Genomic DNA, 14,375 nt, shown 5'->3' on the forward strand with positions numbered 1-14,375 from the left:
AAGTTCATTTCACAGTATACGAAAAACCAGATTCATGAGAAAACCCCCTATACCGACAGGATTTTTGTCCATACATTTTTGGTTGGGGATCATCAATTGACAATCCTAACCGGGGGTGATGTTACCCCCAGTCTCCTTTTTCCCAGTTCACGCAATTTTCTTCGTATGAATCCAGATAATAACACAGTTTATGGTTCTTATTTATTTTTGCTGAATTAAGAAGCATATTTTTAAGAGTTTCGAATAAATTAGTTAAGATTTATTAAATATTACAAATATTAGTCAATTTCGCAGAATAATTTTGATGAGGATTTAATTTAAGAATCAGAATTATTGAAAAATACATTAGGAGAGAAATATAATTAAATTCGACCATTATTTAAAAGTCTATTCTATATTTCAGATCAGATGTACGAGCTAATCTGATCTCAGGAAGATCCGGCAGACATACGTCTGACAAAATATTTCATTGATATAGTGAGTATCACATCTCCACCCTTTGAAACACAAAATCTTCGAATATATAAATAACATACTTAATTGGGTTGGGAGCATAAGGTGTCACATCAACAAAGGCACTCATCCCAGAGAATGTACGGCCACAGGTTAATCATCCCTTCTCACGCTGTTCCATTATCATCAGGGGTCGTGAAGAGATCCCGGACCATCTTCACCGCACACAGGTCACCACACATGGAGCAGGTCTCCTTTTCCTGGTCCCGATCATGGATACTCCGTGCTACTTCGGGGAATAATGAAAGATTAAACTGTTTTTCCCAGTCCAGTTCCTGACGGGCTTTTCCCATCATAATCTCACGGTTTCGTGCATCCTCCCTGCCGGCGAGCAGATCCCCTATATGGGCTGCGAGAACAGAGGCCCGGGTCCCTTCAATAATATCATGAACCCGGGGGAGAGCGAGGTGTTCACTGGGAGATACCATGCACAGGAAATTTGCCCCATGCTTGCAGGCAATGGCACCACCAATCGCACCAACCACATGATCATACCCGGACGCAATGTCAGTCACCAGCGGGCCAAGGAGGTAAAGCGGGGCATAATCAGTCAGTTCCTTGATCATCCGGACATTGTATCCAATCTGCTCAAGGGGCATGTGACCCGGTCCTTCAATCATCCGGGGGATGCCGAGGTGATGAGCCCTTCGTGCGAGCCGGCCAAGGTTTAGATATTCAACCGTCTTTGCCTCACGTGTGGCATCTTCATGACAGCCCGGACGCATCCCGTCACCAAGGCTGACCACGACCTGGTATTCATCAAGTATCTCACACAGGTAATCAAATTCACTCCAGAGAGGGTTCTCCTCCTCCTGTGCAGCCATCATAGCGACATGAAACGATCCTCCCCGTGAAACAACCCCCATACGGCGCGGATCTTCCCGAAGGGATCGGAGCACATCCTGGTTTACCCCACAGTGCAGGGTGAGAAAGTCTACCCCGTCCCTACAGTGCTCCCGAATGACAGTAAACAAGAGGTCTGCATCAACATCCCGGACCGATCCTGCTCTTCTGACAGCCTCGTAGATAGGAACGGTCCCGACCGGTACCGGAGACGAAAGCACCATACGGCGGATAGCAGGTAAATCACCCCCTGTCGAGAGATCCATCAACGTATGGGCACCGTTCTGAATCGCTGCCTCTGCTTTCTCCTTTTCGAGGGCGGGATCACAGAGACCCTGGGACGTGCCAACATTGACATTGACCTTGACTTTGCATCCTTCACCGATGGCACAGGGGGGGCAAAGCCGTCTCGGATTTCGGGGGACTACTACCCTTCCCGCCTGTATCAGTCTGATTAACCGGTCATTATCGAGTGATTCAGCCTGAGCTATTGTATTCAGGACAGATGTATCAGGAAGGGAATATTGGGTAGGTACCATATCCTACTTGTTGTATGCCGGGGAATATGATAGTCACATGGCAGTAAAATTCATCCCAGGGAGAGGGATGTATGCAAATGCCTATGTTGCACGGGGTACGGTTCTGGTTGACGCCGGTGTGACCCCGATGGCAATAGAGGCGCATCGAAACACCATCACCCATATCATCCTGACCCATTGTCATTTTGATCATATCGCCTACCTTCCGGCTCTGCAGAAGATGACCGGGGCTAAGATCTGTATTCATGAGGCTGACGCAGAAGGACTCATACATGACAACCTCAGCCTTGCAATGCATTTCGGAGAACATTCTCCCGGAATCATCCCTGATATCATCCTCCATGGAGGGGAAATAATTGAAGGGTATGAGATCATCCACACTCCCGGCCATACACCGGGAAGCATCTGTCTGTATGACAGAGGAACAGCAGAACTCATCTCCGGTGATACGGTCTTTTCTGACGGCGCATTCGGACGGTATGACTTCCCGGGCGGGAGCAGGAGCACCCTTTCCGACTCAATACAGAAACTGACCCAGCTGAAGGTCGGGGGCCTATACCCCGGTCATGGAATTCCTGCACGGGAGAACGGAGAGCGGTTTATTAAGGCGGCTGCAGCCCTCATACAATCAGGATATGGATAAGGGAGCATACATCCTCATTTTGAAGAATGATGAATGCAGGATTCAGGTAGGAGCACAAGGTCAGAGAACATTTTCTGCCGGATGGCATGCATATGTTGGGTCTGCCCTGGGACCAGGAGGGTTTTCCCGGGTAATGCGACATTTCAGATTGAATCGTGATAAAAATAAAAGCCCCCGCTGGCATATTGACTCACTCCTGCTTTCTCCCTATTTTCAGGTAGTCCTGGCCTGTTGTATCCATACCGAAGAGAGGATTGAATGCCATCTTGCCCGGCATATGACCGGGACTGTCATTGTGGGATTTGGATCATCAGATTGCACCTGCGAGGGCCATCTCTTTTATTATCCATCTGATCCCTATGAGTATATACTCCGTAATATTCAGTCTTTTGCTGAAAAGGAGAGAAATACGTTTCAGATTGAAGTTCGGACACCCTGACCTGACCGGTGATTGGACATGAAGGGATATTATATGTATTTATAAAGCAGATACCAAACTCAATCACCGTTATTCAGAGGTCCACACATGATCAAAGTTGCAATTAATGGATATGGAACCATCGGAAAGCGTGTTGCGGATGCGGTCTCTGCCCAGAAAGATATGGAGATCATCGGGGTATCAAAGACAAAACCATCAGCCGAGGCCCTGATTGCTGTCCAGAGAGGGTACCCGATCTACATTGCTGACATGAGCAAGAAGGATGCATTCGCGAAAGCTGGAATCCCGGTTGCAGGTTCAGTTGAAGATATGCTCAAAAAAGCCGACATTGTTGTAGATGGAACCCCTGGCGGTGTCGGTGAATCAAACAAGGCCCTGTATGAGAAAGCAGGGGTCAAGGCTATCTGGCAGGGCGGTGAAGATCACGAGGTTGCAGGATTCTCATTCAATGCCCATGCAAATTACAAGGATGCGATTGGCAGACAGTTTGTCAGAGTTGTATCCTGTAACACCACCGGTCTCTGCCGGGTTATCAAAGCGGTGGATGATGCCTTCGGAGTTGTAAAAGTCCGGGCGGTCATGGTCAGAAGAGGAGCCGACCCGCATGTCGTCAAGAAGGGCCCGATTGATGCGGTCGTCCTTGACCCACCGACCATTCCCAGTCATCACGGGCCGGATGTCAACACCGTCCTTCCCCACATCGATATTGTAACCATGGCCATGATCGTACCGACGACCCAGATGCATATGCACGCCATCACCATAGAACTGAAAAAGGAAGTCAGTCGTGATGATGTACTCGCCGTCATGCGCAGTCACAACCGGATTGGTCTTGTCCAGCCAAAGACTGCGATCAAGAGCACGGCAGAACTCAAGGAGTATGTTATGGATATGGGCCGGCCACGTTCTGACTTATGGGAGAACGGCATATTTGAGGCATCGGTGAATATGGTTGGAAAGGAACTCTTCTTCTTCCAGGCTATCCATCAGGAGGCTGATGTCGTAATTGAGAACGTGGATGCAATCCGCGCGATGATGGGCGAAGTCAGAGACCCGGAGACTTCAATCAGGATGACCAACGAGGCCATGCAGTTTACTGCCCTCTAATCACTCATCCTATTATCACGATCCAATACAAACCTCCTCAGAATGGATACATACGCCCGTGTAATACGGAACACGGTCGAGGTCGTTACTGACGAGGAACTGCGTTCCCTCCTTGACCGTCCGGTCAGAAAGGTCTACGCAGGATATGAGCCAAGTGGAGAGATCCATCTTGGACACCTGGTTACTATCAATAAACTGATAGACCTGAGAGATGCAGGTTTTGAAGTCACTGTTCTCCTTGCCGATCTCCACGCTTTCCTGAACCGGAAAGGAACGATGGAAGAGGTCAAAAAACTTGCAGAATATAACCGCCGCTGTTTTGAAGGGCTGGGCCTGACTGACATCAAATATGTGCTCGGGTCCAGTTTCCAGCTCTCCCCGGAGTATCAGATTCTGGTTCATGAGTTGTCCCAGGCCATCACCCTGAATCGTGCTAAGCGGAGTATGGATGAGGTCGGACGGCAGATGGACAACCCGACCGTCTCACAGATGGTATACCCCATTATGCAGATGGCTGATATTGCCATGCTTGGTGTTGATGCTGCACTTGGCGGAATTGATCAGCGGAAGATCCATATGCTGGCTCGTGAGTATCTGCCATCGAAAAACTATCCCTCCCCGGTCTGTATTCATGTCCCCATTCTTCAAGGACTTGACGGAAAGAAGATGTCCTCTTCCCAGGGCAATTACATATCCGTAGCAGAGTCGGAGGAGGATATCAGAAAAAAGATGAAAAAGGCGTTCTGTCCACCGGAGGTAGAAGACAACCCGGTCCTGCAGGTACTGCAGCATCACATCTTCCCACGACTTGACACCGTAACCATCGAACGACCAGAGAAGTTCGGGGGCAACCGGACATTTGGATCATATGAAGAGATGGAACAGGCGTATGCCAAGGGTGAGATTCATCCTGCTGACCTGAAAACGGCAGTCGCAGAAAGCCTGATTACCATCCTGGCACCGGTCCGTGAGTATCTTAAATAAGTTCAGGGTGGTTTCTTGAGAGATCGACAGACAGATGAATTTGATAAGAAGGTCGATGAACTCAGGACCAAAATAAAGGGACTTGACCAGCTGAAGGTCAGGGATGATGTATTTGATGAATACACCCTCCTCGGCCTCTATAAACTTCTTTCCAAGGGGTGGATTACGGCAATGGGGGGGCCCATATCCACCGGTAAAGAGGCGAATGTCTATCTTGCCGACCGGGACGGAACTCCTGTGGCGGTCAAGATCTATCTGACACGGACTGCGAATTTTAAAAAGATGCAGGATTACATCACTGCTGACCGGAGATTTATTAATATCGGGAAAAGCAGGAGGGATGTAATCTTTGCCTGGACCAGAAAAGAGTTTTCAAACCTGAAACGTGCAGAAGAGAGCGGAATACTGGTACCTCACCCTCTGGTTTTTGACCGGAATGTCCTGGTCATGGATTTTTTGGGAGATGAACATGGGGCATTTCCTCAGCTGAGGCTTGCAGAGTATGAAGATGCTCAGGCGGTATATGACGAGATACTGGAGGATATCAGGATTCTGTGGAGGAAAGCAAAACTGGTTCATGGGGATCTTTCAGAATATAACATTCTCTATGGCAAAGGACATCCATATCTGATAGATATGGGTCAGGCAGTAACCTTGGATCACCCCCATGCTCCGGGTTTTTTAAAACGCGATCTGGAACAGCTGAACCGGTTCTTTAGTGAGCAGTGCTCTACAATTGAGGTATCAGACACACTTGATGAGCTGTGCGGCTCATCCCTACAATAATCACATTTCAGAGTAATTTTGGAGTAATTATGCAACAGGAAACACGAATAACCCAGGAACGAATAGGGGTTCTTATTGGAAAGAAAGGGCTTACGAAGAGGGAGATTGAGGAGAAGACAAAAACGCGGATACAGGTTGACAGTGAGGAGGGGCTGGTCAGCATCGAGGGTGAGGATGCAGACGGGTTTATCCAGGCTGTTGAGACCGTAAAGGCAATAGCCCGGGGATTTTCTCCTGAACGGGCAGCAATATTACTTGAAGATCCTGACCTCTATCTTGAGATCATCGAACTCTCTGAATATGCCGGAAGTGACTCAAAAATTGAGCGGATAAGGGGGAGAATCATCGGACGTGACGGCCGGTCACGAGCCCAGATCCAGGATATGACGGCGACAGAGATATCCGTATATGGCAAAACCGTTGGTATCATCGGCACCATTGAACAGGTAAAGATAGCCAGGGAAGCGGTTGAGATGCTCATCAAAGGTGTGTCACATGAATCGGTCTTCTCATTCCTTGAAAAGAAACGCCGTGAATTAAAACAGGATATGATCAGTTACTACTACTAACAGGACTTTCATGCCCTCTTCTTTCCCGTTGCTTTGGTGAATCCATGGAGATTGCATCACTCCCCCTCCCCGACTCTTTTATCAGAGCCTGTCATGCAAAGGGGATCAGGTCACTCTACCCACCACAGGCGGAATGTATAGAGAAGGGATTATTGGAAGGGAAAAATCTCTTAATATCGATTCCGACTGCAAGTGGGAAGACCCTCCTTGCCGAGATGGCGATGTGGTCACGGATAGCCGCAGGGGGAAAATGTCTTTATATTGTACCACTCAGGGCACTTGCATCTGAAAAATACGATGAATTTTCAAAGAAAGGGGTCATCAGGGTCGGTATCGCCACCGGTGATCTTGACCGGACCGATGCATACCTTGGTGAGAATGATATCATTGTGGCAACGAGTGAGAAGACTGACTCACTACTTCGAAACCGGACACCCTGGCTCTCACAGATCACCTGCATCGTGCTGGATGAGGTCCACCTGATCGGGTCAGAGAACCGGGGGGCTACTCTTGAGATGGTCATAACCAAGCTCAGGTACACAAATCCAGTTATGCAGATCATCGGTCTGTCTGCAACGATTGGAAACCCGGCCCAGCTCGCAGAATGGCTTGATGCTACGTTGATCACCAGCACCTGGCGACCGGTTGACCTTCGTCAGGGAGTTTATTATAATGGGAAGATACGATTTTCTGACTCGGAACGTCCGATCCAGGGAAAAACCAAGCATGATGATCTGAACCTCTGTCTTGATACGATAGAAGAAGGAGGACAGTGCCTGGTCTTTGTTTCTTCACGAAGAAATGCTGAGGGGTTTGCGAAAAAAGCAGCAGGGGCATTAAAAGCCGGCAGCCCGGACTCAAAGGCCCTCGCACAAGAACTTCGGAGACTTCGTGACCGGGATGAAGGAAATGTCCTTGCTGATTGCGTGGAGCGGGGGGCCGCATTCCATCATGCCGGTCTTATACGGCAAGAGCGGACAATAATTGAGGAGGGGTTTCGAAACGGCTATATTGAGGTTATTGCCGCTACCCCGACCCTCGCTGCTGGTCTCAATCTTCCGGCACGACGGGTCATCATACGGGATTATAACCGGTTTGCCTCAGGTCTTGGTATGGTCCCGATCCCGGTCGGGGAGTATCACCAGATGGCCGGACGGGCAGGAAGGCCCCATCTTGATCCCTATGGAGAGGCAGTCCTTCTGGCAAAGGATGCACCGAGCGTTGAACGACTTTTTGAAACCTTCATCGATGCAGAAGCGGAACGAGTAGATTCACAGTGCGTGGATGATGCGTCGTTGTGTGCTCATATCCTCTCTCTTATCGCAACCGGATTTGCCCATGATCAGGAGGCATTGTCATCATTCATGGAACGCACCTTTTACTTTTTTCAGCATCCCAAAACCCGTTCGCTCCCCCGGCTGGTTGCTGATGCGATCCGGTTCCTCACCACGGCAGGGATGGTAGAGGAGAGAGAGAATACACTTTCAGCAACCAGGCTTGGTAGTCTGGTCTCCCGGCTGTACCTCAATCCCTGCACGGCACGCCTGATCCTGGACAGCCTGAAGTCATGTAAAACTCCGACACTTATCGGACTGCTTCATGTCATCTGTGTCTCACCTGATATGCAGCGGCTGTATCTCAAGGCTGCTGACACCCAGCTTCTCCGGACATTTCTCTTTAAACACAAGGATGACCTCATATTACCCCTTCCTTTTGAACAGGAGGAGGAAGAACTCTGGCTCTCCGGTCTGAAGACCGCTCTGGTCCTGACCGACTGGGCTGATGAATTTTCAGAGGGGATGATAGAGGAGCGGTATGGAATCGGAGCCGGGGATCTCTATAATATCGTAGACTCCGGCAAATGGCTCCTCCATGGAACGGAACGACTGGTTTCTGTCGAGATGCCGGAGATGAGCCAGGTTGTAAAGACGCTCTCGGTCAGGGTTCATCATGGAGTAAAATCAGAGCTTCTGCCTCTCGTTGCTCTCCGTAATATCGGTCGCGTTCGTGCAAGAACTCTGTATAATGCAGGATATCCGGATCCTGAAGCGGTAGCACGGGCAGGGCTTTCAACGATTGCACGAATCATTGGGGAAGGAATTGCACGGCAGGTTATCGATGAAATTACCGGAGTGAAGAGATCCGGAATACACTCATCCGACGATGATTATCAGCAGAAAACACCTGAGTTATTAACCGATATTCCGGGAATTGGTAAAAAAATGGCTGAAAAACTCCAGAATGCTGGCATAATTACAGTTTCTGACCTGCTGACTGCTGATGAGGTGCTCCTCTCGGATGTTCTCGGGGCAGCCAGGGCAAGAAAAGTCCTGGCATTTCTATCTAATTCTGAAAAAGAAAACTCATCTTCAGATAAGACAGAAGAGATCCCTGATACGCAGAAGATTAGGGGCCAGTCTTCCTGGGAGGATTTTGGATGTTAACACAGGAACACGGATATACTGATGAATATGATATCATCCCGGTCAGAGTGACCATCAAGGACCGGGCAGAATTTCTTGATATGATCAGAAAGACCGGAGAAAAATATGGCGTGACTATTGTGTGCCTGAACCGGAACATGATTGCCGGGTTTGAGCATGTGAAAACCGCCCTGGTTCATGCTATCCGCGCCTGGAGAGAAGACCGGATGATCGCACGAAGTCTTGAGATGGAGGTCCTGCTCTATGCCGCCGGTACCAGGCAGACCGGGCAGATTGCCCCGTTTGGACCTGAAAATGGTATTAATGACTGCTATCTTTGTATAATTCCTCCAAAACCGGAAGCCGTCACATCGCTTCTGGAGGGAATGGAGGAGGTCAGGGATGATGACAGGAGTCTGATGTCTGAAGAGAAAAAAAGCAGACTTATACAGTTTTTCGAGGTGACGTCTGAAGAACTGGAGGTAACTGGTCCGGACCGCCTGACAGATCTCATATGTGAACGGTGTGCTCTCCTGGCTGTGAACCGGTAAAATTAAGAGAGATTTTTTATTTTATCTGCGAGTTGAGAGGCCTTTTTTTCATCAACAATGAGCTGGGCTGATATCCCAACCCATTTAGCCAGCTCAGGGATATGCTCTTTTTTCAGGTCGTCAAACTCAAGGCCGTCCAGGTGAAATTTTGTCTGCCGCTCCAAAAAACGCCTGGAAGCCGGACCTAACACCTGAACGGTTATGGCAAGGACCTTTTCTGATATATCTGACATAGACTCCCTGCCTAGGGACTATCATCCATCATCATGATCTTAAGACTTGAGACCATCCTGCTAAATGACCCGGCAAGTTCCCCGATCTCATCATTTCGTTCAACCGTCACCAGAACGTTCATATCACCGGTGGAGATCTTTTCGGCAGAATCATTCAGGCTTCTTATATCCCGAATCATGGTCTTACTGATGACCCCGATGATGACCGCGGTGATGCCAATACCAATCAGCATGATCAGGTAGATGATGTTCCCGATAAAGTCCTGCCGTTCGATGACCCTGGTCGCACTCATGTCAACACCAACGATGCCGGTGACCTCTCCTGCTGCATTCTTTACCGGGGCATACCCTGAAATGACGGTTCCCCACTGATCGGTTGTGTACTCATGTTCTGCAACCGGAATCTGGAATCCCATCTTCATCTCCTCTGTGGGAGTATCATATACATCACCAATACCTGCAGAATCTTCTGATATTCCATATTCTGCATCAACCACAAAAACAATCCCATCTGAGGTCTGTTTCATGGTATAGAGGTATAAAATTTCAGGGCTTGAGGTCTGCATCGCATAGAGCTGATCCCGCATTGTGATGAATTCAGGAGTTACCTCATCACCAGGTTGCAACGCTGCAAGGATATCCCCGTCTATCTGGGTTGCAATAACACTGGCAAGAGCCACCAGTTCATCCTGCGTAGTCTCTTTAAAAGCTGATTTTGTCGCTCCGAATGTATAGAGCACACTCAGACCGGCAATAACCAGAATCAGAATGACAAAAGCAACGGTGAGTTTTGTAATGATACTATGATACCACTGAACCATGCAGACATGATTGTTCTAATACGTAATAAGCAGGTTTATTTGAGTGGTGCCAACGAAAAAAAAATTCCTAGAAAGGAAAACTCACCGGTTTGCATGAGTGAGGATATGATAAATTTCAGGGATAATAATGTCCCGGGTAGCAAGTTCTGCGGCATTTTTTGACCCAGGTATACAAAAGATGGCTTTCCCATCAATGATACCTCCCACAGCCCTGCTTAATACTGTCCTGGTTCCAACCTCTGCAAAACTTTTCATGCGGAATAGTTCCCCAAAACCGTCAAGTCTCTTATCAAAAAGTGGTTCCACTGCTTCAATGGTGCAGTCATCGTGAGTTATCCCAGTACCCCCAGTCAGGATAATGCAGTTCGCTTCAGAAAGAGCCTTGTGAAGAGCTTTCTGGATCTTTTCAATATTATCGGGAATGATTTCAGTTCTGATAACCGGGATTGATGACTCCTGAAAGAGTGATTGTATTGCTTTTCCTGCTGTATCTTCTTTTTCTGTTCTGGATGTAGAGATCACCAGAATGATCGTCTGAACAGATATCTTTTGAATATGAGAGGGATCCATGTAAAAAAGTTGATAGATTTGGTATTATAGTATTCGACTGGAAGGGTTCCATCAGCAGGATCCCCCACCCCTTTGTTTCCACTGGAAAGATGGATCGTCTTTCACCCACAACATCTTTCGCACCTGCTTCCTTCATATACAATCTTTCATTTTTCTTAATTTTTTAAATTTTTTATTATCTTATAATAAAATCGGTATCTTTTTATGTACTCGAGCTGACCTATACCACAGAAAGTCTATCCTATTTTTTAAAAAACTACATGGCATGAGTCAAAGTAAGTGCTCCAGTGGAAATGAAGGGGTGGGGGTATAATTCTTCAGACACCTGAATACTCCACTAGTATTATTGGAGTACCGATCGTACAATAGAGGGATTACCTGTTCCATGACACAAGATATGAATGACAGTCCTGGACTTTTTGATAAATATCTCTCAGAGAATCGGATTTTTCGGGACCGTGAGGTACTCCGCCATTCCTACCGGCCTCATATTCTTCCTCACCGGAAACCTCAGATAGATCAAATAGCGGCCATTCTGGCACCAGCACTTCAGACAGAAACTCCCTCAAATATTTTAATATACGGAAAGACTGGAACAGGAAAGACTGCATCTGTCCGATATGTCGGATCAGAGCTGGAGTCAGTAAGCGCCAGAAGGGGGACCGTCTGCAGAGTCATCCATCTGAACTGTGAAGTCATTGACACTCAGTACCGGGTTTTGGCACAGATTTCCAAGTTAATCATGGGTGAGGATGAAACACCAAGTGACAAGATTAAAACTCATATCCCCATGACCGGGTGGCCGACAGATCAGGTGTATAGTGAACTTAAGAATCAGATTGAACTTAATTCCGGTGTTTTCATAATAATTTTAGATGAAATAGACAAGCTCGTCAAAAAAAGTGGGGATGATACCCTCTATAATCTCACCAGGATTAATACTGATCTCAACCGGTCTAAAGTATCCATTATCGGGATCTCCAACGATCTCGGATTTAAAACTTTTCTTGATCCCAGGGTTTTATCATCCCTGTCAGAAGAAGAACTCGTTTTTCCCCCCTATAATGCCCCTCAGCTCTGTGACATTCTTCAGCAGCGTGCAGTGATAGGTTTTGCAGAAGATGCATTGGAAGATGAAGTCATTCCTTTGTGTGCTGCACTCGCTGCCCAGGAGCATGGCGATGCAAGGCGGGCTCTTGACCTCCTCCGGATATCAGGTGAGCTTGCTGACAGGGAGAATGGATCAAAGGTCACCGTTGAACATGTGAAAAAGGCCCAGGCAAAGATAGAGACTGACAGCATGGTAGAGTGTATCAGGACGCTGCCTACACAGAGCAAAATTGTGTTATACTGCATGCTTCTTTTGCACCGGGCTGGTCAGCGGATCTTCATCTCAGGAGATGTTACGAGAATATATAAAGAACTCACTCCGTTTCTTGAGATTGATGTTCTTACCGCACGAAGGATATCAGACCTTATTTCAGAACTCAATATGCTCGGCGTTATCAATACAAGGCTGGTAAACCGGGGTCGCCATGGGAGAACCAAAGAAATGTGGTTTGATACTAATACGGACAAGATATGGGAGGTAATCATGGAAGAGTCAGATGGACGTCTCGCACAGGTTGATGAACAGATTGTGGTCCAGATATTACGGTAAATAAACAGGGCTGAAATTCATGGATGATATAGACCGATCATTACTCTCTCTTCTTGAAGAAGACTGCTCAACTCCCCTTCATGATCTGGCAGTCATGCTTGGGTGCAGTGATGAAGAGGTAGAAAAACGGAAAAAGCAACTTGAAGAAGATGGCATTATCCGCCGGTACTCTGCGGTTATAAATTGGGAACAGGTGGATAAAGGTGCAGTGTATGCAATTATTGAGTTGAAAGTTGCGCCTGAGCGGGACTATGGGTACGATCGAATCGCAGCACGGATCTCCCGGTTTTCGAATGTTCGTAACCTACGACTCAGGACCGGGACCCATGATCTCCAGCTGCTGGTCAAGGGGAAGAGTATGCAGGAGATTGCACGGTTTGTATCTGAGCAGATTGCTCCCATGGAACGGATCCGGGAGACTGCGACACACATTATCATGAAGACATACAAGGAAAACGGGGTGCTCTATGTTGAGCGTGAAGACGGACAACGCCTGCCATTCTCGTTCTGATCAGAGAAAACGGGATTTCGTCTCTGAACGGGCGAAAGTTATACCACCGTCAGGAATACGGCGCTTTTTTGATCTAGCCGGACAGATGGAGGACGTCATCTCTCTCGGGGTTGGAGAGCCGGATTATTCAACTCCCTGGCATATCTGCGATGCAGCGATCACATCTATTGAGCAGGGTCATACGGCATACACCTCAAACACCGGCATGGAGTCTTTGAGAAGGGAGCTTGCCCGGTTCCTCCGGGACCGGTACCAGGTTGAGTATAATCCGATGTCAGAGATGATCATCACCACCGGGGTATCTGAGGGCCTCGATATCGTCATTCGTGCGGTAACTAACCCGGGAGATGAAGTACTGGTCATTGACCCGTCTTACGTGAGCTATGCTCCCTGTGTCACCATGGCAGGCGGTACCCCGGTTCCGGTCCCCTGTACTGAGAAGAACCGGTTTCGTCTTACTGCGGATGTCCTGATGGAACACATCACTCCGCAGTCCAAGGCTCTCATCCTGAACTTTCCCAATAACCCGACCGGTGGTGTTATGAGACGGGAAGATCTTGAAGCAATTGCAGATGTCGCGATTGATCATGATCTGCTCCTCCTCTCAGATGAGGTCTACGCCGAACTGACCTATGAAGGTCATCATACCGCTACCGCCTCAATCGAAGGTCTGTGGGACCGGACAATTACACTATCTGGGTTTTCGAAAGCATTTGCCATGACCGGGTGGAGACTGGGATATCTCTGCGCCCCTCCGGATATCACTGCTGCCACTCTGAAAATTCACCAGTACGTGATGCTGTCGGCTCCGACTATGAGCCAGTATGCTGCACTCGAGGCATTGAAAAACGGAGAAGAAGCGATGCGTGAGATGGTTCGGGAGTATCATCTCAGGAGAAACCTCTTTGTTGACGGGTTAAACCGGATCGGGCTCTCCTGTCATACTCCAGAAGGAGCGTTCTATGCATTTCCGTCCGTCAAAGGGACCGGACTTACCGACTATGAGTTTGCCGAGCGTCTGATAACAGAAGCTGGCGTTGCGGTCGTTCCGGGCAGCGTCTTTGGAAACAATGGTATCGGGCATGTCCGGTGCTCATATGCCGTTTCAAGGCAGGAACTTACTGAAGCAATACGAAGAATGGATGAGTTTATCAGGTCTTTGCCCTGAACTTAATAATAATCT

General features: G+C 48.1%; 15 protein-coding genes. 11 read left to right on the top strand and 4 right to left on the bottom strand.

Annotation, left to right across the window (positions count from 1 at the left end):
• Positions 1-620: 620 nt before the first annotated feature.
• Entirely contained in the window at positions 621-1,895 is a 1,275-nt protein-coding gene (thiC, locus tag MHUN_RS12810) for a phosphomethylpyrimidine synthase ThiC (RefSeq protein WP_011449417.1), read from the bottom strand.
• Between the two features lie 37 nt (positions 1,896-1,932).
• On the opposite strand from thiC, the gene MHUN_RS12815 reads away from it, so the two are divergent.
• From MHUN_RS12815 to cgi121, 8 genes are all read left to right on the top strand, one after another.
• Positions 1,933-2,538: an MBL fold metallo-hydrolase gene (locus MHUN_RS12815; protein WP_048068037.1), complete on the top strand. Its 606-nt coding sequence runs from the start codon at positions 1,933-1,935 to the stop codon at positions 2,536-2,538.
• The gene (locus MHUN_RS12820) at positions 2,531-2,977 is read left to right on the top strand and encodes a GIY-YIG nuclease family protein (RefSeq protein ID WP_011449419.1); all 447 of its coding nucleotides are present in this window, start codon (positions 2,531-2,533) and stop codon (positions 2,975-2,977) included. Before MHUN_RS12815 ends, MHUN_RS12820 begins: the two co-directional genes overlap by 8 nt.
• An 87-nt stretch (positions 2,978-3,064) precedes the next feature.
• Positions 3,065-4,084 (top strand): type II glyceraldehyde-3-phosphate dehydrogenase, encoded by a 1,020-nt coding sequence (locus MHUN_RS12825; RefSeq protein WP_011449420.1) that lies wholly within the window; start codon positions 3,065-3,067, stop codon positions 4,082-4,084.
• Positions 4,085-4,126: 42 nt separating this feature from the next.
• Positions 4,127-5,068, top strand: a complete 942-nt coding sequence (locus tag MHUN_RS12830) for a tyrosine--tRNA ligase (RefSeq protein WP_011449421.1) — start codon at positions 4,127-4,129, stop codon at positions 5,066-5,068.
• Between the two features lie 15 nt (positions 5,069-5,083).
• Positions 5,084-5,854, top strand: coding sequence for a serine protein kinase RIO (locus tag MHUN_RS12835; RefSeq protein WP_011449422.1), 771 nt, complete (start codon positions 5,084-5,086; stop codon positions 5,852-5,854).
• A 29-nt stretch (positions 5,855-5,883) separates the two neighbouring features.
• The gene (locus tag MHUN_RS12840; protein ID WP_011449423.1) at positions 5,884-6,423 is read left to right on the top strand and encodes a KH domain-containing protein; all 540 of its coding nucleotides are present in this window, start codon (positions 5,884-5,886) and stop codon (positions 6,421-6,423) included.
• Between the two features lie 44 nt (positions 6,424-6,467).
• Positions 6,468-8,867, top strand: a complete 2,400-nt coding sequence (locus MHUN_RS12845; RefSeq protein WP_011449424.1) for an ATP-dependent DNA helicase — start codon at positions 6,468-6,470, stop codon at positions 8,865-8,867.
• Positions 8,861-9,397, top strand: coding sequence for a KEOPS complex subunit Cgi121 (cgi121, locus tag MHUN_RS17725; RefSeq protein WP_011449425.1), 537 nt, complete (start codon positions 8,861-8,863; stop codon positions 9,395-9,397). Before MHUN_RS12845 ends, cgi121 begins: the two co-directional genes overlap by 7 nt.
• 2 nt (positions 9,398-9,399) lie before the next feature.
• On the opposite strand, the gene MHUN_RS12855 is transcribed toward cgi121, so the two are convergent.
• The 3 genes from MHUN_RS12855 to MHUN_RS12865 form a co-directional block, all read right to left on the bottom strand.
• Positions 9,400-9,630 carry a hypothetical protein gene (locus MHUN_RS12855; protein WP_011449426.1) on the bottom strand — a complete coding sequence of 77 codons (231 nt, stop codon included), beginning with the start codon at positions 9,628-9,630 and terminating at the stop codon, positions 9,400-9,402.
• Positions 9,631-9,641: 11 nt separating this feature from the next.
• Entirely contained in the window at positions 9,642-10,451 is an 810-nt protein-coding gene (locus MHUN_RS12860) for a HAMP domain-containing protein (protein WP_011449427.1), read from the bottom strand.
• A gap of 81 nt (positions 10,452-10,532) precedes the next feature.
• Positions 10,533-11,021 (bottom strand): MogA/MoaB family molybdenum cofactor biosynthesis protein, encoded by a 489-nt coding sequence (locus tag MHUN_RS12865; RefSeq protein WP_011449428.1) that lies wholly within the window; start codon positions 11,019-11,021, stop codon positions 10,533-10,535.
• 385 nt (positions 11,022-11,406) lie between these two features.
• On the opposite strand from MHUN_RS12865, the gene MHUN_RS12870 reads away from it, so the two are divergent.
• From MHUN_RS12870 to MHUN_RS12880, 3 genes are read left to right on the top strand one after another with little or no spacing between them, the layout of a single operon-like run.
• The gene (locus MHUN_RS12870; protein ID WP_011449429.1) at positions 11,407-12,681 is read left to right on the top strand and encodes an ORC1-type DNA replication protein; all 1,275 of its coding nucleotides are present in this window, start codon (positions 11,407-11,409) and stop codon (positions 12,679-12,681) included.
• Positions 12,682-12,700: 19 nt separating this feature from the next.
• On the top strand, positions 12,701-13,192 hold the full coding sequence (locus MHUN_RS12875) for an Lrp/AsnC family transcriptional regulator (protein WP_011449430.1): 492 nt from the start codon (positions 12,701-12,703) through the stop codon (positions 13,190-13,192).
• Positions 13,149-14,360, top strand: a complete 1,212-nt coding sequence (locus MHUN_RS12880; protein WP_048067531.1) for an aminotransferase class I/II-fold pyridoxal phosphate-dependent enzyme — start codon at positions 13,149-13,151, stop codon at positions 14,358-14,360. Before MHUN_RS12875 ends, MHUN_RS12880 begins: the two co-directional genes overlap by 44 nt.
• The last annotated feature ends 15 nt before the right edge of the window (positions 14,361-14,375 follow it).

It is taken from the genome of Methanospirillum hungatei JF-1 (assembly GCF_000013445.1).
Classification (GTDB): Archaea; Halobacteriota; Methanomicrobia; order Methanomicrobiales; family Methanospirillaceae; genus Methanospirillum; species Methanospirillum hungatei.